Below are 23,528 nucleotides of genomic sequence, written 5' to 3'. Positions count from 1 at the left end.
TGATTTTGCCATTTGTGAGGTGCCTTCGGTGCTGCCAGAACGTTCGATCGACGACGAGGACCACACAGTGGCCGGATCCATACGCCGTGTGCTGGTTGTCGACGACAGCCGACTGCAAAGACGCATTCTTGTGGCTTCCCTCAAGAAGTGGGGGTTCGACGTCGTCGAGGCGGACAGTGGCGAATCGGCAATGGAAATCTGCCAGGCGGAAACGCCGGATCTTATTCTCAGCGACTGGATGATGCCGGGCATGAACGGGTTGGAGTTCTGCCGCGCTTTTCGCGCCAGCTCCAGCACCGAATACGCCTATTTCATCCTGTTGACCTCGAAGAGCGAAAAGAACGAGGTGGCGGAAGGGCTGGACGCCGGAGCCGATGATTTCCTGACCAAGCCGGTCAGCTCCGATGAGCTGCGGGCGCGGATTTCAGCCGGCGAGCGTATCCTGCGGATGCAGCGCGAGCTGTCCGAAAAGAACCGCATTGTCTCGGAAACGCTGGGGGAACTGCAGCGTGTCTACGACGCCATCGACAAGGACCTGATCCAGGCGCGCAAGATCCAGGAATCGCTGGTGCCGGAACTGTCAAAATCCTTTGGCTCTTCCACCGTCAGCCTGCTGTTGAAGCCCTGTGGCCATATCGGCGGCGACCTGGTGGGGATGTTCTCGCCCGGCGTCAACCGGATCGGTTTCTATTCCATCGACGTGTCCGGCCACGGCATTACCTCGGCGATGATGACAGCGCGTCTGGGCGGCTATCTGTCCTCGAATTACTTTGACCAGAACGTGGGCATGGAAAAGCGGTTCAACCGGTTCTACGCCTTGCGCCAGCCTGAGGAGGTCGCCAGTCTTCTAAATGCCCGGCTGATCGCCGATACCGGTATCGAAGAATATTTTACCATGGCTTACTGCATCGCCGACTTGCGCAGCGGCTTGGTCAAGATGGTGCAGGCGGGCCATCCGCACCCGTTGCTGATCCGTCAGAGCGGTGAAATGGAATTCATCGGCAAGGGGGGCGTGCCGGTGGGGCTGGTGCCCGATATCGGCTACACCCAGGAAGAATTCGTCATGGAGAAGGGCGATCGCCTGCTGTTGTTCTCGGACGGCTTCACCGAGGCGCGGCTTGAGGACGGGTCCATGCTGGAGCCTGAAGGTCTGCTGGAGCTCGTCGGCAAATGCAGCCCGGACCAGGGCGGCAAGGAGTTTCTGGACGATCTCTACTGGCACCTGACCCAGGTGATGAGCAAGGAACACGGTCTGGAGGACGATGTCTCCGCCACCCTGTTCGACTACCAGGGGCCGTAACCCGGCCCGCGAAGCCTAGAGCTGATCGGCCAACAGGGTGGCGAAATGGCGATCGCCAGCATTGCCCAGCTCTTGTATCGCCTGTTCCGGGTCCATCCACAGTGCCTGATGCGTCGGCTCCAGCGGCGGGCCCACCCTGCGCAGAGGGCGCGCGATGTATATGTGGCAGATCTTTTCCGCCCACAGGTCATATTCCGGCATATAGGCAAAGCGACGGAACACACCCAGTTTTCGGGGAAAGGCGATTTTCCAGCCGGTTTCCTCGTGCACTTCCCGGTGCAGCGCGGGCAGGGGCGATTCGCCGGGGTCGATGCCGCCGCCGGGCAACTGGATATCCGGCCCCGGATCATGCTGGCAGGTGACCAGCAAACGACCATTGCGCGGCAGCAGCGCATAGACGCCGGGCCTTCTGGAATAGGTTCGTCCCTTTTCAGGAGTGTTGCCAAATCGCCGGATCACGGGCTCGCCCCTTCACTCTGCCGCCGTTTTTCCTATATAGCCCGGTATGCCAATCCCCGGCGCGTAAGGAAACCCCATGACTCTTGGTTCGAAAATCGCGTGGGACGACACCGTCCTGCCCTTCCAGCTTGATGCCTCGGATATGCGCGGCCGCGTTGCGCGGCTGGATGGCGTGCTGGATGGTATCCTGAAACAACATGACTACCCGCCGCAGGTCGAAGCGCTGGTTGCCGAAATGGCCCTGCTCACTGCGCTGATCGGCCAGACCATTTCGCTGCGCTGGAAGCTGTCGCTGCAGGTGCAGTCCAAGGGCGCGGTGCGGATGATCGCCACCGACTATTACGCCCCGCAGAAGGAAGGCGAGATCGGCCAGATCCGCGCCTATGCCAGCTTTGACCGTGACCGCCTGACCGACGGCGATCCTTTTGAACAGGTGGGCGAGGGCTATTTCGCGATCCTGATCGATCAGGGCAATGGCACGCAGCCCTATCAGGGCATCACGCCTTTGGCTCAGGGCTCTCTCAGTGCCTGCGCGGAAACCTATTTTGCCCAGTCCGAGCAATTGCCGACGATGTTCAAGCTCAGCTTTGGAAAATCGGCGGAGCCGGGTGTGGCGGAGCACTGGCGCGCCGGCGGCGTGATGCTGCAGCATATGCCCAAGGCCTCGCCCTTCGCGGCGCAGGGCGAGGGCACGGGTGAAGCCTTGCAGGCTGGTGATCTGGTGTCCGGTGACCAGGAGGAAAACTGGAACCGGGTGACCATGCTGTTGAACACGGTGGAAGACCTTGAATTGATTGGTCCTTCCGTCACTCCGGCGGATCTCTTGGTGCGATTGTTTCACGAGGAACAACCGCGGGTCTATGACTTCCAGCCGGTGCGTTTCGGCTGCACCTGCTCCGAGGAGCGCGTCAGACAGAGCCTGTCGATCTATTCGGCCAAGGACATCGAGAAGATGACCACCGACGATGGCCGGGTCACCGCAGACTGCCAGTTCTGTGGCGCCCATTACGATCTGGACCCGGCATCGCTGGGCTTTGACGCGGATCAGTCGCCCAGTGCCTGACGCGGCACGAAATCTTGCCGACAGGTTGGCTGCGGCCCTGGCGACCCAGGGCCGTGGCTCATCCGATTTCGATTTGAACCCGGGCACGGTGTTGCCCGAAGGGCGCAAGCTGCGCCCTGCCGGGGTTCTGGTGCCGATTTCACTGACAAGCGGCGCGCCTCGCCTGATCCTGACGAAACGGTCGTCGGCGCTGAAGCACCATCCCGGGCAGATCGCCTTTCCCGGCGGCAAGGTCGATCCGGGTGATCGCGACGAAACAGCCGCCGCCCTGCGCGAGGCGTGGGAGGAAATCGGCCTGCCGCAGGATTTGCCGCAGGTGATCGGGTGTTTGCCCCCGCATGAGACGGTGACAGGTTTTGCCGTCACGCCGGTGGTTGGCTTGATCCGCGAGCCGTTCTCTCCGCGCCCCGAGGAGGGCGAGGTCGCCGAGGTGTTTTCCGTCCCGCTTGAGCATGTGCTGGACCCGGGCAACTATGTCGTGGAATCCCGCCGTTGGCGGGGCAGTCGCCGCCGCTACTATGTGGTGCCCTATGGCCCCTACTACATCTGGGGTGCCACCGCGCGGATGTTGCGCAGTCTGGCGGAGCGGATGCAGTGAATTTGCGGATTGATCAGCCCTGGTTGCATCGCTCGGCCACGCAGGCCGTCTGCGCGGCGGTCGCGGCCGAGGGCGCCCAGGTCTTCTTCGTCGGAGGCTGCGTGCGCAACGCGCTGTTGGGGGAACCGGTGTCGGATATGGATATCGCCACCGATGCCACCCCGGAGCAGGTGCTGGCGCTGGCCAAGCGGGTGGGTATCAAGGCGGTGCCGACCGGCATCGACCATGGCACGGTGACGCTGATCCGCGACGGCATCCCGCATGAGATCACCACCTTCCGCAAGGATGTCGCCACAGACGGTCGCCGCGCGGTGGTGGCCTTTGCCAGCGATATTGCCGAGGATGCGCGGCGTCGCGACTTCACCATGAATGCGATCTACGCCCGTCCCGACGGCGAGGTGGTCGATCCGCTGGGCGGCATGGAGGATCTGACCCGCCGCCGGGTGCGTTTCATCGGCACTGCCGAAAACCGCATCCGCGAGGATTACCTGCGTTCGCTGCGCTTCTTTCGTTTTCACGCCTGGTACGGCGACCCCGAGCAGGGATTCGACGCCGATGCGCTGGCGGCGATTGCGGCCAATCTGGACGGGCTGCAGAGCCTGTCGCGCGAACGCATCGGTGCGGAGATGCTGAAGCTGCTGGGCGCGCCCGATCCCGCGCCGGCAGTTGCGGCCATGCGGCAGGCCGGTGTTCTGGCGCAGATCCTGCCCGGCACCGACGACCGCGCGCTGGCGCCTCTGGTGCATCTGGAGGGCGCGCGGCCGGCCTCGGCGCTGCGGCGACTGGCAGCGCTGGGCGGTGAAAACCTGCAGGACGCACTGCGGCTCAGCAAGGCGCAAGCAGCCCATCTGGCCCGGATCCGGGAGGCCGCCGTCGATACGGCCGGTGCGGCTGAGCTGGGCTACCGGCTGGGCGCAAAGGCGGCGCTGGACGCGATGCTGCTGCGGGCAGCGCTGCTGGAACAACCCGTTTCGCCCGAGTTAGAGACTGATATTGCAACGGGTGCCGCGGCGGTCTTCCCGGTGCGGGCGCAGGATCTGTTGCCCGATCTGAAAGGACCGGCGCTGGGACGCGCATTGAAACAGTTGGAGGCGGATTGGATCGCCTCGGGTTTCCGTCTCAGCCGTGAGGAGCTGCTGCGGTCGCTTGGCTGAAGCGGGCGCGGTTGTGGCATGCAACCTTTTGGGGTGACAAAACGGCATTTATTGCGTAGGCATGACGTAGCCACCACATGACGGAGGGATGCTGATGTATTACGGGATCTGGTTTCTTTAACGCCTGAGACCTGCCCCGTTCGACGTGGGAGCCTTGGGCTGTCCACTGTCTGCATCCGTATTCCATTTTGCTCAATCTCTGGAGCATCCGCATGTTTCGCTTTTTCGAGAACCTGATTGACCCTTATTGCAGCTATGCTGAAACCGACACGCCGCCGACCCGGCTGTGGCCGTTCCTGCGCGAATATTCGAAGCCGTTCAAAACCGTCTTTGTGCTGACCGCGCTGATGTCGGTCGTCGTCGCCGCGATCGAGGTCGGGCTGATCTACTACATGGGGCGGGTGGTCGACATCATGTCGGGCACCCCCGTCGAGGTCTGGGAGACCTACGGCACCGAGCTGATCCTTGTCGGCCTGTTCATCCTGGTGTTGCGACCAGTGTTGCAGCTGATGGATGTGATGCTGCTGAACAATGCGATCCTGCCAAACTTTGGCACGTTGATCCGCTGGCGGGCGCATAAACATGTTCTGCGCCAGTCGGTCGGCTGGTTCGAGAACGATTTTGCCGGCCGCATTGCCAACCGCATCATGCAGACCCCGCCCGCCGCCGGTGAGGTGATCTTTCAGGTGTTTGATGCCATCACCTTTTCGCTGGCCTATCTGGTTGGCGCGGCGGTGCTGTTGATGGTGGCGGACGTGCGGCTGATGCTGCCGCTGGCGATCTGGTTCGCGCTCTATGCGCTGCTGGTGGTGTGGACGGTCAGACGGGTGGGGCCCGCCAGCCAGGCGTCGTCGGACGCGCGCTCGACCGTGACGGGGCGGGTGGTGGATGCCTACTCCAACATCCATTCGGTCAAGATGTTCGCCCATCACGACCATGAGCTGACCTATGCCCGCGACGCGATCGAGGACACCCGCAAGACGTTCCAGGCCGAGATGCGGATCTTCACCATCATGGATGCGGCGCTGGTGACGCTGAACGGCATGCTGATCGTGGGTGTGGTCGGCTGGGCGGTGATGCTGTGGATGCAGGGCAGCGCCTCGGTCGGGGTGGTGGCGGCGGCCACCGCGCTGACGCTGCGGCTGAATGCGATGACCGGCTGGATCATGTGGGCGCTGACTTCCTTTTTCCGTCAATTGGGCGTGGTGGCCGAGGGGATGGAGACCATTGCCCAGCCTATCGACCTGGTGGATGCGGCCAATGCGCAGCCGCTGCGCCTGAGCCGTGGCGAAATAGAGCTGCGCAACCTGTCGCATCATTACGGTCGGGAAGGCGGGGGGCTGGATGGGATCAATCTCCTCATCCGTCCGGGCGAGAAGATCGGCCTGATAGGCCGCTCCGGCGCGGGCAAGTCGACGTTGGTCAAGCTGTTGTTGCGGTTCTACGACGCCGAAAAGGGGCAGATCCTGATCGACGGTCAGGATATCCGCTCCGTGACCCAGGACAGCCTGCGGCTGAACATCGGCATGGTGCAGCAGGACAGCGCGTTGATGCACCGCTCGGTGCGTGACAACCTGCTGTATGGCCGTCCCGACGCCACCGAAGAGGACATGATCGCCGCCGCCAAACAGGCACAGGCGCATGACTTTATCCTCGATCTCGAGGATCCGCAGGGCCGTCGCGGCTATGATGCCCATGTGGGCGAGCGCGGGGTGAAACTGTCTGGCGGCCAGCGCCAGCGGGTGACGCTGGCGCGGGTGATCCTGAAGGATGCTCCAATCCTGATCCTAGACGAGGCGACCTCGGCCCTGGATTCAGAGGTCGAGGCCGCCATCCAGGAGACGCTGTATGGCATGATGCAGGGCAAGACGGTGATCGCCATCGCACACCGGCTGTCCACCATCGCGCAGATGGACCGTATCCTGGTGATGGATCAGGGCCGTATAGTTGAAGAGGGCAGCCACGACGCGCTATTGCAGGCGCAGGGGCTTTATGCCCAGCTCTGGGCGCGCCAGTCTGGCGGGTTCCTGAACATCGAGGCCGCAGAATGAACATTGGCAACCTGATCGACGCCTTCCGCCCCGCTGACGGGCCGCCGCCGCGGCAGCTGGGCGGCTTCCTGCGCTGGTGTCTGTCCGGAGCCTGGCCGATGCTGTGGCTGGCGGCGGGGTTCTCGGCACTGGCCGGCGCGATGGAGGCGGGCACCGCCTATATTCTGGGGCTGGTGATCGACACCGCCATCGCCAGCGGGCCAGAGCGGTTCTTCTCGGCGGAAAACCTGGCGGTGATTGCCTTGGCGCTGGGCTTCTTCCTGCTGGTGAGGCCCGCGTTGTTCGGCCTGTCGGCGGCCTCCAACGCGATCATCGTCGGGCCCAACGTCAACCCCTTGGTGCTGTCGCGGCTGAACCGCTGGACCCTGGGCCAGTCGGTGCGCTTTTTCGACGAGGATTTTGCCGGCCGGATTGCCCAGAAGCAGATGCAAACCGCCAATGCCGTGACCTCGGTCGTCACCGAGATGATCAACGTGGTGGCCTTTGCGCTGGCGTCACTGGCGGGGTCTTTGGCCTTGTTAGGCTCTATTGATCTGCGCATCACGGCGGTGTTTCTGGTTTGGTTGCTGGGGTATTTCGCGCTGATCCGCTGGTATCTGCCGCGCATCCGCAAACGCTCCGGCGCGCGGGCCGGGGCGCGGGCGATGGTCACCGGGCAGGTTGTGGATTCGATCACCAACATCAAGACGGTGAAGTTGTTCGCCCATGCCGATCATGAGGAACGCACCGCCCAGGATGCGATGGTGACGTTCCGGGACAAGGCGCTGCAATTCGGGTATCTGGCGGCCAGCTTCCGTTTCTGCCTGATGTGCCTGGCCGGTGTTCTGCCGGTCCTGCTGATCGGCGCCACGCTGCTGCTGTGGCGCGGTGGCATGGCCAGCGAGGGCGACATCGTCGCTGCCGGCGCGGTGTCGATCCGGATTGCGCAGATGACCGGCTGGGTCAGCTTCACGCTGATGGCGATCTATTCGAACATCGGCGAGGTCGAGAATGGCATGAAGACCCTGTCGGTGCACGACCGGGTCGAGGACGTGCCGGATGCCAAGCCCCTTCAGGTGACCAAGGGCGAGATCGTCTTTGACGATGTGGAATTTGCCTATGGCGGCGATGTCGGTGGTGTGCGCGGCGTCAGCCTGACCATCAAGCCGGGGGAAAAGCTGGGTATCGTCGGCGCCTCCGGGGCCGGGAAGTCCACCTTGGTTTCGTTGCTATTGCGGCTCTATGACGGCGAAAAAGGCCAGATCCGCATTGATGGGCAGGACATCTCCAAAGTGACGCAGGATTCCCTGCGCAGCCAGATCGGCATGGTCACCCAGGAAACCGCCATGTTCAACCGCTCGGCGCGCGAGAACATTCTCTATGGTCGCCCGGATGCCAGCGACGAAGAAATGAAGGCCGCTGCCGCCAAGGCCGAGGCCCATGCCTTCATCGCCGCGCTGGAGGATGGCGAGGGCCGCAGTGGGTATGATGCCTTTCTGGGGGAGCGCGGGGTGAAGCTGTCCGGCGGTCAGCGCCAGCGCATCGCCCTCGCCCGTGCCATCGTCAAGGACGCGCCGATCCTGGTTCTGGACGAGGCCACCTCGGCGCTGGATTCCGAGGTTGAGGCCGCGATTCAGGCTGCGTTGCACCGGGTGATGGAGGGCAAGACGGTGCTGGCCATTGCCCACCGGCTGTCAACGCTGAGCGAGATGGATCGCATCGTGGTGATGGAGAAGGGGCGGATCGTCGAAAGCGGCAGTCACGAAGAGTTGCTGGCGCAGGGCGGGCTGTACGCGGCCTTCTGGGCGAGACAGTCGGGCGGCTTCATTGGCACCGATGAGGAGCAGACCGCTGCCGCCGAATGATCGGTTTGAACGTATTTCGCTTTTTCTGCGCGGTCCGGCGCGGTAATGAGCACCCATGACTGATGCAGCCAGAACCACAGCAACGATCAGCCGTTTGGGCCACCAGGGTGACGGTGTCGCCGATGGCCCGCTTTTCGTCCCACGCAGCCTGCCCGGCGAGACCGTCTCCGGGGTCGTCGAAGGCGACCGGTTGACCGACGTCCGGATCGAAACCCCAAGCGAGCACCGGGTGCAGCCGCCGTGTCGCCACTACAAATCCTGCGGGGGCTGCCAATTGCAGCATGCCAGCGACGCCTTCGTGGCCGACTGGAAGACGGATGTGGTGCGCAATGCCTTGCAGGCGCAGGGGCTGGAGACGGTTTTCCACCCGATCCACACATCGCCTTCACGGTCGCGGCGACGGGCGACCTTCGCGGTGCGCCGCACCAAGAAAGGGGCGCTGGCGGGGTTCCATGGCCGTGCCTCCGGGGTGATCACCGAAATCCCGGAGTGCCAGCTGCTGGAGCCGACCCTGCTTGCGGCGCTTCCGGTGGCCGAGGCTCTGGCGCTGGCGGGGGCCAGCCGCAAGACACCTCTGGCAGTGACCGTGACCATGTCCGACGCCGGGCTGGATATCCTGGTGCGCCAGGGCAAACCCCTAGATGGCCCGCTCCGCATCGCGCTGGCCCAGCTGGCCGAGCAGCACAACATTGCCCGGCTGACATGGGATGATGAACCCGTGGCGATGGAACAGCCGCCCGCCCAGACCTTTGGGCCAGCCCAGGTCTGCCCGCCTCCCGGCAGCTTTCTGCAGGCCACCCGTGATGGCGAGGCTGCGCTGCTGGCGGCGGTGCAGGAAATCACCCATGGTGCGCGCCGCATCGTCGATCTGTTTGCGGGGTGCGGCACGTTTTCGCTGCCCTTGGCGCGACAGGCAGAGGTTCATGCGGTCGAGGGCGAGCGCGACATGGTGACGGCGCTGGATGCCGGATGGCGGCGCGCCACCGGCGTGAAGAAAGTCACCACGGAAGCGCGGGATCTGTTCCGCAATCCATTGCTCCCGGAGGATCTCAATCCTTTTGGTGCGGCCTTTGACGCCGCAGTGATCGACCCGCCGCGCGCCGGCGCCGAGGCGCAGACGGCCGAGCTGGCCAAGGCGCGGACCCCGGTGATTGCCTATGTATCGTGCAATCCTGTTACCTTTGCCCGTGACGCAAAGACGCTGGTGGCAGCGGGTTACAGCCTTGATTGGGTGCAGGTTGTTGACCAGTTCCGCTGGTCTGCCCATATCGAGCTCGCCGCGAAATTCACGCTGAAAGACTGAGATGACCGATACCCACTCGATGACACCGACACGCCGTCTTGCCGCCCTTCTCGACAGTGAGATGTTTGGCCGTTTCATCACCGCCGTGATTTTGGTGAATGCCGTCACGCTGGGCCTGGAAACCGCCCCGGTTGTGATGGCGAAGGCCGGCGCGTTGATCCATCTGATCGACTACCTGTGCCTGTCGATCTTCGTGGTGGAGATCCTGGCCAAACTATATGTTCGCCGGTTGCGGTTCTTTACCAGCGGCTGGAACGTGTTTGATTTCGTGATCGTGGGCATTGCTCTTGTCCCCAGTGGGCAGGGGCTTTCGGTGCTGCGTGCGCTGCGAATTCTGCGGGTTCTTCGGGTGATCTCGGTGGCGCCGCGGCTGCGTCGCGTGGTGGAGGGCTTCATCACCGCGCTGCCGGGGATGGGATCGGTCTTCTTGCTGATGACGATCATTTTCTACATCGGCGCGGTGATCGCCACCAAGCTGTTCGGCAATGATTTTCCCGAATGGTTCGGCGGCCTGGGCCGCAGCGCCTATTCCTTGTTCCAGATCATGACGCTGGAAAGCTGGTCGATGGGCATCGTGCGGCCGGTGATGGAAGTCTATCCCTACGCATGGGCGTTCTTTGTCCCCTTCATCATGGTCACGACCTTTGCGGTGGTTAACCTGCTGGTGGGTTTGATCGTGAACTCGATGCAGGATGCCCATGGTGCTGAGGAAGGTGTGCGCACCGATGCCTACCGGGACGAAGTGCTGCACCGGCTCGACGCGATCGAGCAGAAGATCAACCGCCTCGGAGACGGTGACGGGAAATTGTGAATTTCCTTACGGCCGGTTTCGCGCTATTGCCTGAAGTGAGGCAAATAAGAAAACAGGCTCAATACAGATGGACAGACGGGCATTCGGACTCGGCGCCGTTGCCAGCCTTGGGTTGGCCGGTTGCAGCGTCGGTGGCGCACGGGTCGGCAGGTTCAAGACCTATGATGGCCCCGAGGTGACTTCGATCGTGGTCAACAAGGGCGCGCGAACGATGTATCTGCTGCATCACGACACGGTGCTGCGGGAATACAAGGTTGATCTCGGCTTCGCGCCACTTGGACACAAGCAGTTCGAGGGCGACGGCAAGACGCCGGAAGGCACCTACGTGATCGACCGCCGCAATCCGAACAGCCGCTATCACTTGTCCGTCGGGATTTCCTACCCCAACGCCAGTGACCGCGCGCGGGCCGCGGCGCAGGGAAAACGGCCGGGGGGCGATATCTTCATCCACGGTGAACCCATCGATCGCAAGGAGCGTCGCCGGGCCGCCCGCGTTGATGACTGGACCGCCGGCTGTATTGCGGTGTCCAACGACGAGATCGAGGAAATCTACGCGATGGTGAATGAAGGCACGACCATCGCGCTGCGCCCTTGATCCGGTCGCGCCTGCCTGTCACGCGCTGAAACCAAAAACTGCGCAACCGCTGGCTGCGCAGATTGAGCGTCCTTCAGACACCTGACTTTTTCAGTGCCCGGACTGGCCGGGCATCTGATGTCAGTTTGCCATCACCAGCGTCCACCAGATCTTGCCGCCGGGTTCCTGGAACCAGGAGAAGCCCATGTTCACGGCCTTGGGGTCCAGAATGACTGCTCGGGTTGCAGGCTCCTCCAGCCAGGCAGCGAGGGTCTGCTGCTCGTTTTCATAGGTTTCGGAGATGTTTTCGCCCAGAAGCGTGCCGTTGTAACCGGCGCGGGTGATCCGATCCAGCGGCGAGGAGCCGTCGGAACCGAAATGCCAGGGGCGGTTCTGCACCGACATGTCACGCGAATGGGTGGCAGCGGCGGCGTTCAATTCGGCGTTCAGCTGAACGGCCGGGGCGCCGGCGGCAGCGCGCAGGGCGTTGACCGAATCGAGCATCCTCAGCTGCACCTTGTCGGGATTGCGGATGCGATAGGCACCACTGGTGTCGGTTACCGGTGTACAAGCCGCGACCGCGGTCAGGATTGCAGCCGCCATCAGCAGAAAAACGCGGGTCATGTGGCACTCTCGTTCTGTCAGTTGCTCGTTGCACTTAGCCTTCCTGTGGCGCGGGTGCAAATGGCGCAGCAGAAATATGCGACCCGGACCGGCGGATTGATTTGCGACTGCGGCTTTCCGGCCATAAAATACCCAGATCCCGGAACCCGATCGCGTAAATTGGATAGAGTCATGCCCCGCAAATCATTTGATACACTTGGCAGGCGGCAATTTCTTGCCGGTAGCGCTGCCCTGATCTCCACCTCGGCCCTGGCACAGAACACGGATGGGCAGCCGACCTATGACCCCCTGCGTCCACCGCCAGAGCCGGAACCGCCGGTGCAACGCAATATTTCGGCGTTTCGTGCCAAGTCCTGGCAGCCCTATTTCGACAACCTGCGCCGGGGCGCGATCCTGGTGGATATCGACAGCCGCGCCTTGCACTACTGGTCCGAGGATCAGTCGGTTTACAGGCTGTTCCCGTCTTCGGTGCCGCTGTCAGAAGATCTGACCCGCCGGGGGCGCACCAAGGTCACCCGCAAGGTCGAAGGTCCGGGCTGGGCACCGACACCCAACATGCGCAAGCGCAACCCGGAATGGCCGGCCTACATCCCGCCGGGTCCGGACAACCCGCTCGGCACTCATGCCTTGTACCTCAGCTGGAAGTATTACCGCATCCACGGGACCCATGACACGCGCAAGATCGGGCGCAAATCTTCGAATGGATGCATCGGGTTGTACAACGAACACGTGGCCGAGCTGTTCGACCTGGTCAAGGTGGGCACGCAGGTGTTGCTAATTTGACGACAGCGGCGTCAGCGCAAGGGCTGCAGTGATAACAAGCAATTGCAATCCCCCGAATTTGCTGGTTAGAAAAAAATACGAGGTAAGTCTTGGTTGCGTGGTTCAGATCGTTGGGCCGCGCGAATTCTGGAGGTTAACATGAAAAAACTCGTTATCGCCGCTGCGCTGACCGCTGCCGCTTCCACCGCCACTGCAGGCAACCTGGCCGAGCCGGTTGTTGAACCGCCGGTCATCGTTGAAGAATCCCAGGGTTCTTCCAGCGGCATCGTTCTGCCGCTGCTGCTGCTGGTCCTGGTTGGCGCAGCTGTTGCATCGAACTAAGTTTCGATACTCAGTTACGGAAAAGGCGGTGGTTCTCCACCGCCTTTTTTGTTGCCTGCTGCATGGCGGGCAGAGTCGGTGCGGGAGGGGCCGTCAGGCCGCCTCCACTTCGCGCAGGATCTTGCCGAGGGTGGCGAGAATCATCTGCACATCCTCCGCCTCGATGGTCAGCGGCGGGCGGATTTTCAGGATATTGTCCCTGGGCCCTTCGCTCCCGATCAGGATGCGATGGTCGCGCATCCGGTTCTTGACGTAGGAACAGATCTCCGTTGCCTCGGAGCCGTCGGGGCGGATCAGTTCCAGCCCCAGAAACAGCCCCATGCCGCGCACGTCACCGACGCAAGGATGCGCCGCCTGCAGCTGTTTCAGCCCGTCCAGCAGCAGTGTGCCCATGGCTTTGGCATTGTCCTGCAGCCCTTCGTCATCGACGATGTCCAGCACTTCCTTGCCCATGCGGCAGGACAGGGTGGAGCCACCGAAGGTCGAGAAGAACTCGATGCCGTTGTCAAAGCTTGCGGCGATCTCGCGGGTGGTGACCAGCACGCCGAGGGGGTGGCCGTTGCCGATGGGCTTGCCCATCACCACGATGTCGGGCAGCGCGCCCTGGTGTTCGAAGCCAAAGTAGTAGTCGCCCAGTCGACCCAGCCCGGTCTGCACCTCATCCGCGATGCAGACGCCGCCGACCGCGCGGATTTTTTCATAGACCGCAGGTAGGTAGCCTTTGGGTGGGATGATCTGGCCGCCGACGGACGGAAACGTCTCGGCGATGAAGCCGGCGATGCCGTGGCCGCGGTCCTGCAGGGCGCGGATGGCGGGATCGACCAGATCGGCAAATTTCTGTGCGCGGTCGGGATCATCCCGGCGGAACGACCCGCGGTAGTCGTCGGCGACCTCCACCAGTTCGACCCAGTCCACCTTGCCGCTGCCGCCGGGCTTGTTGAACTTGTAGGCAGACAGGTCGATCGCCCCGGTGGTGTTGCCGTGATAGCCGTGATCGGGGGTGACCATGCCCTTGGCGCCGGTGTGGGCGCGGGCGAGGCGCAGCGCCAACTCATTGGCCTCGGTGCCGGAGTTGACGAAGAAACAGACCTCGAAATGGTCGGGCATCTTCGACAGGATCTTGTCGGCAAAGGCGGTCTGGGCCGGGTGCAGGTAGCGGGTGTTGGAGTTCATCCGCTTGAGCTGGTCCGCCGCCACCGCCTGAATGCGCGGATGCGCGTGGCCGACGTGCGGGACGTTGTTGTAGGCATCCAGATAGGGGCGGCCCCATTCGTCGAACAGGTGATGCTTCCAGCCGCGCAGCAGCATCACCGGGTCGTTGTAGGTCAGGCTGAGGTTGCCGCCGAAATGCGCCTTGCGTCCCCGCAGCACCGCGGACTTGTCCGTGGGCGCATAGCAGACCTTGTCATCGGGCAGGTTCAGCAGGGCGGCGGGGTTCGGGCAGAGCGCGCGCCACAGGTACATCTCGTCCGGGTCGCCGACGCCGGGCCAGTCGGCCTCGATACCGTCGGTGGACAGGGCGAGCTGGAAATGCACATGCGGCGCCCAGCCGCCGTTTTGCTCGGGCGCGCCGAGCCGGCAGAACTCCGCGCCTTGCTCCACCACGTCGCCGGGCTTCAAACGATCCAGGAACTCGGGGTCGAGATGGCCGTACAGCGTGTAGAATGGATCACCGGCTGGGGTTTCATGGCGCAGGATGATGACGCCGCCGTAATCCAGATGGCCGTTGCGGTTCTCCGCCACGAACACTTCACCGCGCAGCGGGGCGTACATCGGGGTGCCCGCCGGGGCAAAGGCATCGACCGCCAGATGCACGGTGCGGCGGTTGCTGGCCTTCCAAGGCCCTTTGCGAAAGGCCGGCTCGGCATAGATCAGCCGCGGTTCGTGGTAGTAGCCCAGCCAGATGCGGCCCTGGTCCTCGTATTCCCTGCCGACACGGGCGGCTTCGTCCAGCGGCATGTGGAACGGGTTTTGCGGCCAGGTCGACTCCTCCACCGACAGCGCGCCCATCGGGGCATCGTTCAGATCCTGCCCCATCAGCGGGGCAAAGCTGCCACGGTTTTCCTGCAGCCAGGCCATCACCCGATCGGCGCCGTCGACCAACGGCAGGCCGCAGGCCGCGCGCAGGCGGGCGCGTAGCAGACCGGAGTGCAGGTTGCAGCCCTCCAGGAAGCGCCAGGCGGGGGCCTGTGAAATGGTGACATATGGGTCATCCGGGTTTTCTGCCGCCATCAGGGTAGAGTTCACCACGCTGACCGCCAGCCGCGCGCGCAAGAGCGGCCAGAGCATGTCCAGCTCCGCCGCCGTAAGCGGATTGGCAGCGTGATACCCGGCCACCAGCGCGGCCAGTGCGGCCTCCGGGTCCGGATGGTCGAGCACGATATAGGCGGCAGAAATGGCAAGGTCGCAGATTCGCGGCGCGGCGCACATGTCGCCGAGGTCGATCAGCCCGGACACATGGCGCGGTTCTGTCAGGTGGCCCGTCACCATGATGTTGTAGTCATTGGCGTCATTGTGGATTGCCTGTTTCGGCAGGGCGGCCAAATCAGGCTCTAACTTGGCGAAATTACCAGCGATCTCCTCCAGCAGCGCGCGCCGGGCGGGGTCTGCGATGCAATCCAGCTGATCGCTGATCCAACCTGCCTGCATAAGGTCCCATTTGAAATCACGGTCCAGACCGGGGTGCTGAAAATCAGCCAGCGCCGCCGCCGTGCCGCCCAGCACTTCGCCGACCTCATGGATCAGCGCATCGGTTTTGGGCTCGGCCTTGGCGTAGCAGCGCCCGGGCAGGCGGCTCAGCACCCAGACGAGCCGGTCCTGTCCATCTTCGTCCGCAAGCGTCACGAGGTTCGCGCCATCGGTGGCGGTGATGACGAGGGGGCAGGGCAGATCCGGCTGGCGCGCGGCGATATGGGCGAAGGCCTTGACCTGCATGTCGACCAGCCAATGCGCACAGCCAGGGCGCATGGCTTTCAGGATATAGCCCTGCCCATCGGCGGTCTCGGCCAGAAAATTCAGGTCATATTCGCCGTCAAGGCGGCTCAGCTCCGCCTTGATTCTCCAATGCCGTTCAAGGGCGTCCGCCCAATGCGCAAGCGTCATTAAAAAACTCTCCCCGGTCTGCCGCATTTTGCGGCGATCCAATATTGGATCCTATTTGGACCGAGGAAGCCGGATTAGTCCAGCCAGCCTTTCAGATTCTGCTCAATTACCCCGGCGAGTGCGGCGATATGATCCGCATCGTCGTTGAGGCAGGGGATATAGAGGAAGTCTTCGCCGCCGGCCTCTTCGAAGCTTTCCTTGATCTCTTCGTTGATCTCTTCCAGCGTCTCGATGCAGTCGGCAGAGAAGGCGGGCGCGATCACCGCGATGTTCTTCTTACCCTCCTTGGCCAGCGTGGCGACGTGGTCGACGGTATAGGGCTTCAGCCATTCCTCCGGCCCGAAGACGGACTGGAAGGTAGTGGTGATCTCGGTGTCCTCCCAGCCCAGCCGCTCTTTCAGCAGGCGCGTCGTTTTCTGGCACTGGCAATGGTAGGGGTCGCCCTGCATCAGGTAGCGTTTCGGCATTCCGTGGTAGGAGACGACCAGGATGTCGGGGCGCTTATCGGCCTTGGCGTAGGCTTCCTCGACCGAGCGCGCCAGTGCGTCGATATAGGCGGGTTCGTCGAAGTAGGGCGCGATGGTGCGGGCCGCGGGTTGCCAGGTTTCCTCCATCAGCGCGCGGAAGAACTGGTCGTTGGCGGTGGCGGAGGTGGCGCCGGCATATTGCGGATAGAGCGGCACGAAGAGGATCTTCTGGCAGCCGGCCGCGACCATGGCGCGGACCTTGGACTTGGTCGACGGGTTGCCGTAGCGCATGCAGAAATCGACCATCACTCGGTCGCCGTAGCGCGCCCGCATGACCTCCGCCATCTTGGAGGTCTGGTCCTTGGTGATCGTCATCAGCGGGCTTTCGCCCTTGTCGTGGTTCCAGATCGATTTGTAGGCCGCGCCCGAGGCGAAGGGCCGCTTGGCCAGGATGATCAGCTGCAACAGCGGCTGCCACTTCCAGGCGGGATAGTCGATCACCCGCTTGTCCGACAGAAACTCGCTCAGGTAACGGCGCATGGGCCAGTAGGTGTAATCGTCCGGCGTGCCGAGGTTGGCCAGCAGGATGCCGACCTTTTCATCTGCGACCGGGGGGTGGTCGGCAGGGGCGTGGGCAGGGCATTTGGCGGTCCGGGCAGCGTCCAGCATGAGGCAGGTCCTGTGGGGTTTGGGAGTGGTTGAACAGGCGGAAGGTACTGTCTTTACGTACGAAAGGCCAATCGGATCAAATTGGGGCAGCCATAAAGGGATCCTATCAAGGGTCGAGCTTGCCTTCGGGTACTTTCAACGCATCCGCCAGCCGCATCTTGGCCGAGCCCGGGCGCAGGGGTTTCTGTTGCGTATCCGACGGGGTCCATCCCGTCAGGCAGACCAGTTCAAAGGTGGCGGGCAGGCGGCCTTCGGCGGTTGCAAAGTGGGTGCGGTAAATGTGATCGGCCAGCTGGAACAGCGACCGCGGCACGGGCCGCTTGAGGCGCTGGGCCATCGCGTTGGTTTCGCCCATGGCGCGCAGATCGTGGATCAAGTGGGTGAGGTCGCGATACTCGGCCGTCAGCGGCACCACGTCCGCGACAGGCAAGGCAAACCCCGCTCGTTGCAGCAGTCCGCCGAGGTCACGGATTTCTCCCATCGGGGCGACACGGGGTGACAGGCCCCCCAATACCGCGGCTTCGGCCTCGGCCATGGCGGCGCGCAATTGGTACAGCGTCTGGCCGCCAAGGGTGAGCACCAGCAACAGGCCGTCTTCCCGCAAGGCCCTTCGGCATTGGATCAGCTGACCGACCGGATCATTGGCCCAGTGCAGTCCCATGGCGTGGATCACGACATCATGCGCGCCGGGGGCGAGGGCGAGCAACTCGTCGTCGGGGACCAGTTTTACGCCGGGCAGAAAACCCTCCCAGACGGCGGGAAACGGGCAGACTACGGCGGGTGCCGTAAAGGTTCTGTTAACCAAGCTCAGGCGATCCTCGGCTTCATCGCGGGCCAGTTGATGCAGGAAAAGCGCCTCTGGACGGTGCCGGGCGCGGCGTGCCGCCAGGGTTTCGCGGTCGAAGATCTGCGTGGGTGCTTGTGTCATGAGGGCTGTTTAGATGCTGATGCGCGGAATTCAAACTGCTGTTTCCCTGATCTACCCAGCAAGGTGCATCGGCTGTGGTGGTCTGGTGGACAGTGACTTTGGCCTGTGCGGCGCCTGTTGGTCCGAGGTGCATTTCGTGGTCGGCACCGCCTGCGAGAGCTGCGGTCTTCCCCTGCCCGGAGAGGCGGACGGGTTTCGCATTGATTGCGACAGCTGTCTGCGGGCTCCTCCGCCATGGCGACAGGGCCGTGCGGCATTGCTGTACGAGGGGCAGGGGCGCAGGTTGGTCCTGGGGCTGAAGCATGGCGACCGCACCGAGATCGCACCGGTCGCGGGGGCGTGGCTGGAACGTGCTGCGCGTCCGCTTTTGCGAAATCAGCCCCTGGTTTGCCCGGTACCCCTTCACTGGAGCCGCCTGATGCGGCGCAAGTACAACCAGTCAGCGCTCCTGTCTGGGGCACTGGCGCATCGGGCAGAGTTGTCCCATTGCCCGGACCTATTGTGCCGGACGCGCCGGACCCCGGCGCTGGAGGGCAAAACCCGCGAAGAACGCTATCGCATTCTTGGCGATGCGATCGCGGTTCACCCGGCGCGGGCGGCGCAGCTGCAGGGGCGCAACGTGCTGATCGTGGATGACGTCATGACCTCAGGTGCCACGCTGAGCGCCTGTGCCGATGCCTGCCTGCAGGCTGGTGCTGCCGAAGTGCGCGTGGCGGTTCTGGCGCGGGTCACGCACGCGTGAGCCTGTGGCGGGCACTCTGGCAATTGTTGCAAAGGATACCCAATTCCTCCACAAGCATCGCCAACCAGATCAAGGAAGCGCGAATGAAACCGGTTGAAATCTATACGTCTCCGCTGTGCGGCTATTGCCATGCGGCCAAACGGCTGCTGGACCAGAAAGGCGTGACCTATTCCGAGGTCAACGTGCTGGAAGAGCCAGAGCGCAAAGCGGAGATGATCCAGCGGGCCAACGGTGGCCGTACAGTGCCGCAGATCTTTATCGGGGACACCCATGTGGGCGGCTGCGACGACCTTTATGCGCTGGAAGAGGCGGGCAAGCTTGACCCTTTGCTGAAGGCCTGAGAACGGAGAACCTGCCATGCGTACGGCGCTGCTACAGATGACGTCATCCGATGATCCGGCTGAGAACCTGAAAACGGTGCAGCGGATGATGGCGGAGGCCGTCGCATCGGGGGCAGGTTTCGTACTGACGCCCGAGGTGACCAATTGCCTGTCGGGCAGTCGTACGCATCAGCAACAGGTGTTGCGCCTCGAAGAGGAGGACCCCACGCTGGCCGCCCTGCGTGACGCGGCGGCGCGACATGGCGTGTGGCTGCTTCTGGGGTCATTGGGCGTTAAGACCCGTGATGCCGATGGTCGCTTTGCCAATCGCCAGTTCCTGATCTCCCCAGCGGGCGACGTGGTGGCGCGGTACGACAAGATCCACATGTTCGACGTGGAGGTCTCGGCCGAGGAAACCTACCGCGAATCGGATGGCTACCGGCCGGGAACGCGGGCGGTCGTGGCGACAACACCCTTTGCGAAAATCGGCATGTCGATCTGCTACGATGTGCGTTTTGCCTACCTGCACAGGGCACTGGCCAAGGCAGGCGCGCAGATCCTGACGGTTCCCGCTGCGTTTTCGCATGTGACCGGCGCGGCGCATTGGCATGCGCTCCTGCGTGCCCGTGCGATCGAAACGGGGTGTTTCGTCCTGGCGCCGGCGCAAACCGGAACGCATCCCGCCAGTCGCGGTCCCAGCCGCCGGACCTATGGTCACTCGCTTGCGGTGGCGCCCTGGGGGGAGGTGCTGGCGGATGCTGGCACGGATCCGGGCGTATGCATCGTTGATCTCGATCTTGAAAAGGTGGAAGAAGCGCGCAAACGCGTGCCTTCCTTGACCCATGACCGGGAGTTCGACGGACCCTGATGGACGAAAACCATTCCCTGGCAGTCTCATTGTTCAGCGAAATCCTGATGGCTGATCAGCTCGCCCGTGCCCGGTTGAGCAAGGTGCTCCCCAAGGGGATGGAGCTGTCGCATTTTTCGGTGCTGAACCATCTGGGCCGGGCCGGGTTGGAACGCTCGCCCGCTCAGCTGGCCAAGGCGTTTCACGTGACACGCGGTGCCATGACCAACACGCTGAACAAGCTGGAGGTGGCGGGCTATATCCACGTGCGGCCTGATTGGGATGATGCCCGGCGCAAGATGGTGGCGATCAGCCCGGCGGGCAAGCAAGCCCGGGATGCGGCGCTGGCGGGGATCATCCCGGTGATTTCCGAAGTGGTCGATGAACTTGGCAGCGACAAGGTGCGCGCCACCCTGCCGATCCTGCGGGAACTGCGCGGAAAGCTGGAAGACACCGGCTGACGCCGCAGAGGTGGAAAGTCTGTCCAGATGCCAAAAGGGCGCCCCAGGAAGGGCGCCCTTCTCCCCGTCGGTCCCCCATCAATCCGTGAGTGGCGGTTTGATAACCGTGGGGCAATCCGCCGATTGCGGATCCGGTCTATTTGGAGCGGGAGGAATATCCTCCGGGTGGAGCGAAATCTAATTCGATCTCGCAATCACAGATTACCAAAGGATGCCGGTCCGCCAAAGAGAGCATAGGGATTACTACCTATCCGATGGGATAGGGGGATGGGATGTGGGAAACGCGCAGGCCGTTCTTGGTGGGGTTTCCCGCGTCAGCGCGGCTTGGTGCTGGCGGTGACGTAATTCACCGACAGGTCACGATCCGAGATGGACCAGTTCCAGGTGATCGGATTGAACACGAACCCCTTGCGATCCACTGGCGTCAGCCCGGCCTTGCGCAGCAACTCGAACAGCTCATCCGGGGTGATGAACTTGGCCCAGTCATGGGTGCCGCGCGGCAGCCAGCGCATGATCACCTCGGCACCGACGATGGCCATGGCATAGCTTTTGGCGTTGCGGTTGATGGTCGAACAGATCTGCAGCCCACCCGGTTTCAGCAGCGCCTGTGTCGCGGTCAGATAGCTTTGCGGGTCGGCGACATGCTCGACCACTTCCATGTTCAGCACCACGTCGAACTGCTCGCCCGCTTCTGCCAGCGCTTCGGCGGTGACATGGCGGTAGTCGATCTCCAGCCCGGATTGCGCGGCATGGATGCGGGCGACCGGCAGGTTGCCTTCGGCGGCGTCGGCGCCGACCACGGTGGCGCCCAGCCGCGCCATCGGTTCGCTCAGCAGCCCGCCGCCGCAGCCGATGTCCAGCAGGCGCAGCCCTTCAAACGGAGTCTGTGACGTCAGGTCGCGGCCGAACTCGCCGGCGAGTTGGCGGGTGATATAATCCAGACGGCAGGGATTCAGCATGTGCAGCGGTTTGAACTTGCCATTTGGATCCCACCATTCCGCGGCCATCGCCTCGAATTTTGCGATCTCCGCAGGGTCGACCGTGGACTGATGCGCTTGCATTCCTGTCTCCGTGTGCTCTTTTGTAGTCTGACGTCTCACTAAGGTCAGTAATGGATAGATACCCCGACCAAAAGCGCGCAGTGCATTATCTTTACCCGCCGGTCGAAGCTTTTGACCAGCGCATGATCGACGCAGGCCAGGGCCACCGCATCTATGTCGAGCAGAGCGGCAACCCGAATGGCATCCCCGTCGTCGTGTGCCACGGCGGCCCCGGCGGTGGTAGCAGCCCGGCGATGCGGCGCTACTTCGATCCGGATGTCTACCGTATCGTGCTGTTCGACCAGCGCGGCTGCGGCCGGTCGCGCCCGCATGCGTCCTGCGAGGACAACACCACCTGGCACCTCGTGGCCGACATGGAGCTGATTCGCCGCCAGCTGGGAATTGAGAGCTGGATCCTGTTTGGTGGCAGCTGGGGGGCGACCCTGGCGCTGGTCTATGCCCAGGCGCATCCCGATCGTGTCAGCCATATCGTGCTGCGCGGCGTGTTCCTGATGACGCAGGGCGAGCTGGACTGGTTCTACGGCGGTGGCGCAGGCAAGTTCTGGCCGGAAAACTGGGCTCGCTTCGTCGCGCTGGTGCCGGACCATGAGCGGGGCGACATGATCGGCGCCTACCACAAGCGGTTGTTTTCCGGAAACCTAGAGGAAGAGGTCCGCTTTGGTCGTGCCTGGTCGGCCTGGGAAAACGCGCTGGCCTCGGTGCATTCCAATGGTCACAGCGGCGAAAGCCCCGGCGACTACGCCCGCGCTTTCGCCCGCCTGGAGAACCATTATTTCATCAACAAGGGCTTCCTGGATTACGATGGGCAGATCCTTGCCAACATGGGGCGCATCTCGCATATCCCGGGCATTATCGTGCAGGGGCGTTATGACATGATCTGCCCGCCGTCTTCGGCCTGGCGATTGAATGAGCTGTGGCCAAATGCGGAGTTGAAGATGGTGCGCAATGCGGGCCATGCTTTGTCAGAACCCGGAATCAGCGCTGAGCTGGTCCGGGCCATGGACCGGATCGCAGGAGAGCTTGTGTCATGACGCGCATCGACCGCCGCGCGCTGTTCACCTCGGGTGCTGCGGCCGCCTTGCTGGCGGCGGCGGGCGGTTCCGTCGATGCGGCCCCAAAGGCGGGCGGCACCCTGCGGCTGGCGGTCCCGCGTGAGGGCGGCCTGCTGGAGCAGGCGGCGCGCGGTGCGGTCTATGACAGCCTGACCGAGATTGGCCCCGACGGGCTGCTGCGCGGCGAGCTGGCCACCGCCTGGCAATCGGCTCCGGATGCGCGTAGCTGGACCTTCGAATTGCGCCAGGGGGTTGCCTTCCATGATGGCCGCGCGCTGAGCGCCGATGACGCGGCCGCCTCGTTACGGGGGCAGGGCATCGCGGGGGCGGAGTTGCAGGACGCCACGGCGCTGGGCAGCCACCGCCTGCTGGTGGAACTGGCTGCGCCGAACCCGCATCTTCCGTATCTTCTGGCCGCCGGGGATCAGGTGATCGCGCCGGGTGGCGATCTGCCCGCGGCGCTGGGCGCGGTTCCGGGCACTGGCTGCTACCGGGTGGAGCGCGTGCAGGAAGGGCGTCATTTCCGCGCGTCGAAGGTGGCGGATCATTACAAGGCCGGTACTGCGGGCTGGGCCGACGCGGTGGAGATCATCGTGATCCCGGATGCAAAGGTGCGGGCCGAGGCGCTGCGCGAGGGCTACGTCGATGTCGCGGCCCTGCCGGAACCGCGCGGGCTGCTGAAACGGGGCGAGTTTCTGTACCACCCCTCGGCCAGCGACATGGCGCTGGCGGCGCGCCACAACGTCGGCCTGCCGCGCCGGATCGGCCAGCGCGCACCGCTGGACGATGGCCGCATCGCGGAACGCTGGTGGCTCGCCTGAGCGGCCCGGACCGGGGCGCGAACAAGACAAGCCTTGCAGTTTTTCCCGATTGCCCCTATATGCCTTTGACAACAGCGGCGCGTTGAACCCTGGTTCAAGGCTCCACCGGGAATATCGACGGGCCGCGCGCCCGTTTTTTTGTGCTTGCAGGAGTGCTCCTGCGACCCCAAGTG

Annotated in this window: 23 protein-coding genes; 17 read left to right on the top strand and 6 right to left on the bottom strand. The window is 63.5% G+C overall.

Annotated elements, in window-relative coordinates; all coding sequences use genetic code 11:
* Positions 1-28 precede the first annotated feature (28 nt).
* On the top strand, positions 29-1,300 hold the full coding sequence (locus ACZ52D_RS07820; RefSeq protein ID WP_222454398.1) for a PP2C family protein-serine/threonine phosphatase: 1,272 nt from the start codon (positions 29-31) through the stop codon (positions 1,298-1,300).
* Between the two features lie 15 nt (positions 1,301-1,315).
* Here ACZ52D_RS07820 and ACZ52D_RS07815 read toward each other — a convergent pair whose 3' ends face one another.
* Complete coding sequence (locus ACZ52D_RS07815; RefSeq protein WP_464443064.1) at positions 1,316-1,759, bottom strand: NUDIX hydrolase; 444 nt, start codon at positions 1,757-1,759, stop codon at positions 1,316-1,318.
* 76 nt (positions 1,760-1,835) lie between these two features.
* Between ACZ52D_RS07815 and hslO the strand changes: the two genes are divergently transcribed.
* From hslO to ACZ52D_RS07775, 8 genes are all read left to right on the top strand, one after another.
* Positions 1,836-2,822 carry an Hsp33 family molecular chaperone HslO gene (hslO, locus tag ACZ52D_RS07810; RefSeq protein WP_222454400.1) on the top strand — a complete coding sequence of 329 codons (987 nt, stop codon included), beginning with the start codon at positions 1,836-1,838 and terminating at the stop codon, positions 2,820-2,822.
* 25 nt (positions 2,823-2,847) lie between these two features.
* Positions 2,848-3,420 (top strand): CoA pyrophosphatase, encoded by a 573-nt coding sequence (locus ACZ52D_RS07805; RefSeq protein ID WP_464443063.1) that lies wholly within the window; start codon positions 2,848-2,850, stop codon positions 3,418-3,420.
* A 2-nt stretch (positions 3,421-3,422) separates the two neighbouring features.
* Positions 3,423-4,574, top strand: coding sequence for a CCA tRNA nucleotidyltransferase (locus ACZ52D_RS07800; protein WP_464443123.1), 1,152 nt, complete (start codon positions 3,423-3,425; stop codon positions 4,572-4,574).
* A 212-nt stretch (positions 4,575-4,786) separates the two neighbouring features.
* The gene (locus ACZ52D_RS07795) at positions 4,787-6,625 is read left to right on the top strand and encodes an ABC transporter ATP-binding protein (RefSeq protein WP_464443062.1); all 1,839 of its coding nucleotides are present in this window, start codon (positions 4,787-4,789) and stop codon (positions 6,623-6,625) included.
* On the top strand, positions 6,622-8,469 hold the full coding sequence (locus ACZ52D_RS07790) for an ABC transporter ATP-binding protein (RefSeq protein ID WP_464443061.1): 1,848 nt from the start codon (positions 6,622-6,624) through the stop codon (positions 8,467-8,469). Before ACZ52D_RS07795 ends, ACZ52D_RS07790 begins: the two co-directional genes overlap by 4 nt.
* Before the next feature lie 55 nt (positions 8,470-8,524).
* The gene (locus ACZ52D_RS07785) at positions 8,525-9,772 is read left to right on the top strand and encodes a class I SAM-dependent RNA methyltransferase (protein ID WP_222454405.1); all 1,248 of its coding nucleotides are present in this window, start codon (positions 8,525-8,527) and stop codon (positions 9,770-9,772) included.
* A gap of 1 nt (position 9,773) precedes the next feature.
* A complete protein-coding gene (locus tag ACZ52D_RS07780) occupies positions 9,774-10,583 on the top strand; it encodes an ion transporter (RefSeq protein WP_464443060.1) in 810 nt (269 codons plus the stop codon).
* Between the two features lie 67 nt (positions 10,584-10,650).
* Positions 10,651-11,178 carry a L,D-transpeptidase family protein gene (locus tag ACZ52D_RS07775; protein ID WP_222454407.1) on the top strand — a complete coding sequence of 176 codons (528 nt, stop codon included), beginning with the start codon at positions 10,651-10,653 and terminating at the stop codon, positions 11,176-11,178.
* Positions 11,179-11,298: 120 nt separating this feature from the next.
* Here ACZ52D_RS07775 and dalA read toward each other — a convergent pair whose 3' ends face one another.
* Entirely contained in the window at positions 11,299-11,781 is a 483-nt protein-coding gene (gene dalA, locus ACZ52D_RS07770; RefSeq protein WP_222454408.1) for a divisome-associated lipoprotein DalA, read from the bottom strand.
* Between the two features lie 171 nt (positions 11,782-11,952).
* Between dalA and ACZ52D_RS07765 the strand changes: the two genes are divergently transcribed.
* Positions 11,953-12,564 carry a L,D-transpeptidase gene (locus ACZ52D_RS07765; RefSeq protein ID WP_464443059.1) on the top strand — a complete coding sequence of 204 codons (612 nt, stop codon included), beginning with the start codon at positions 11,953-11,955 and terminating at the stop codon, positions 12,562-12,564.
* Between the two features lie 138 nt (positions 12,565-12,702).
* Positions 12,703-12,885, top strand: coding sequence for a hypothetical protein (locus tag ACZ52D_RS07760; RefSeq protein WP_222454410.1), 183 nt, complete (start codon positions 12,703-12,705; stop codon positions 12,883-12,885).
* A 93-nt stretch (positions 12,886-12,978) separates the two neighbouring features.
* On the opposite strand, the gene ACZ52D_RS07755 is transcribed toward ACZ52D_RS07760, so the two are convergent.
* From ACZ52D_RS07755 to ACZ52D_RS07745, 3 genes are all read right to left on the bottom strand, one after another.
* A complete protein-coding gene (locus ACZ52D_RS07755; protein ID WP_464443058.1) occupies positions 12,979-15,987 on the bottom strand; it encodes an aminotransferase class III-fold pyridoxal phosphate-dependent enzyme in 3,009 nt (1,002 codons plus the stop codon).
* A 74-nt stretch (positions 15,988-16,061) separates the two neighbouring features.
* Positions 16,062-17,123, bottom strand: coding sequence for a ferrochelatase (hemH, locus tag ACZ52D_RS07750; RefSeq protein WP_464443057.1), 1,062 nt, complete (start codon positions 17,121-17,123; stop codon positions 16,062-16,064).
* A 106-nt stretch (positions 17,124-17,229) separates the two neighbouring features.
* On the bottom strand, positions 17,230-18,051 hold the full coding sequence (locus ACZ52D_RS07745) for an SAM-dependent methyltransferase (protein ID WP_464443056.1): 822 nt from the start codon (positions 18,049-18,051) through the stop codon (positions 17,230-17,232).
* Between the two features lie 13 nt (positions 18,052-18,064).
* Here ACZ52D_RS07745 and ACZ52D_RS07740 point away from each other — a divergent pair, with 13 nt between their 5' ends.
* The 4 genes from ACZ52D_RS07740 (at position 18,065) to ACZ52D_RS07725 (ending at position 20,421) form a co-directional block, all read left to right on the top strand.
* A complete protein-coding gene (locus ACZ52D_RS07740; protein WP_464443055.1) occupies positions 18,065-18,793 on the top strand; it encodes a double zinc ribbon domain-containing protein in 729 nt (242 codons plus the stop codon).
* Positions 18,794-18,876: 83 nt separating this feature from the next.
* Complete coding sequence (gene grxC, locus ACZ52D_RS07735; RefSeq protein WP_464443054.1) at positions 18,877-19,134, top strand: glutaredoxin 3; 258 nt, start codon at positions 18,877-18,879, stop codon at positions 19,132-19,134.
* A gap of 16 nt (positions 19,135-19,150) precedes the next feature.
* Positions 19,151-19,981 carry a carbon-nitrogen hydrolase family protein gene (locus ACZ52D_RS07730; protein ID WP_464443053.1) on the top strand — a complete coding sequence of 277 codons (831 nt, stop codon included), beginning with the start codon at positions 19,151-19,153 and terminating at the stop codon, positions 19,979-19,981.
* The gene (locus ACZ52D_RS07725) at positions 19,981-20,421 is read left to right on the top strand and encodes a MarR family winged helix-turn-helix transcriptional regulator (RefSeq protein WP_222454417.1); all 441 of its coding nucleotides are present in this window, start codon (positions 19,981-19,983) and stop codon (positions 20,419-20,421) included. The genes ACZ52D_RS07730 and ACZ52D_RS07725 overlap by 1 nt, the downstream gene beginning before the upstream one ends.
* A gap of 314 nt (positions 20,422-20,735) precedes the next feature.
* On the opposite strand, the gene ubiG is transcribed toward ACZ52D_RS07725, so the two are convergent.
* Positions 20,736-21,482 carry a bifunctional 2-polyprenyl-6-hydroxyphenol methylase/3-demethylubiquinol 3-O-methyltransferase UbiG gene (gene ubiG / locus ACZ52D_RS07720; RefSeq protein WP_464443052.1) on the bottom strand — a complete coding sequence of 249 codons (747 nt, stop codon included), beginning with the start codon at positions 21,480-21,482 and terminating at the stop codon, positions 20,736-20,738.
* A 50-nt stretch (positions 21,483-21,532) separates the two neighbouring features.
* Between ubiG and pip the strand changes: the two genes are divergently transcribed.
* Both pip and ACZ52D_RS07710 read left to right on the top strand, forming a co-directional pair.
* Positions 21,533-22,513: a prolyl aminopeptidase gene (gene pip, locus ACZ52D_RS07715; RefSeq protein WP_464443051.1), complete on the top strand. Its 981-nt coding sequence runs from the start codon at positions 21,533-21,535 to the stop codon at positions 22,511-22,513.
* Positions 22,510-23,355 (top strand): ABC transporter substrate-binding protein, encoded by an 846-nt coding sequence (locus ACZ52D_RS07710; RefSeq protein ID WP_464443050.1) that lies wholly within the window; start codon positions 22,510-22,512, stop codon positions 23,353-23,355. Before pip ends, ACZ52D_RS07710 begins: the two co-directional genes overlap by 4 nt.
* Positions 23,356-23,528: the final 173 nt, after the last annotated feature.

The organism is Leisingera sp. S2M4 (assembly GCF_055398055.1).
This window is presented reverse-complemented; position numbering and strand designations above follow the sequence as displayed.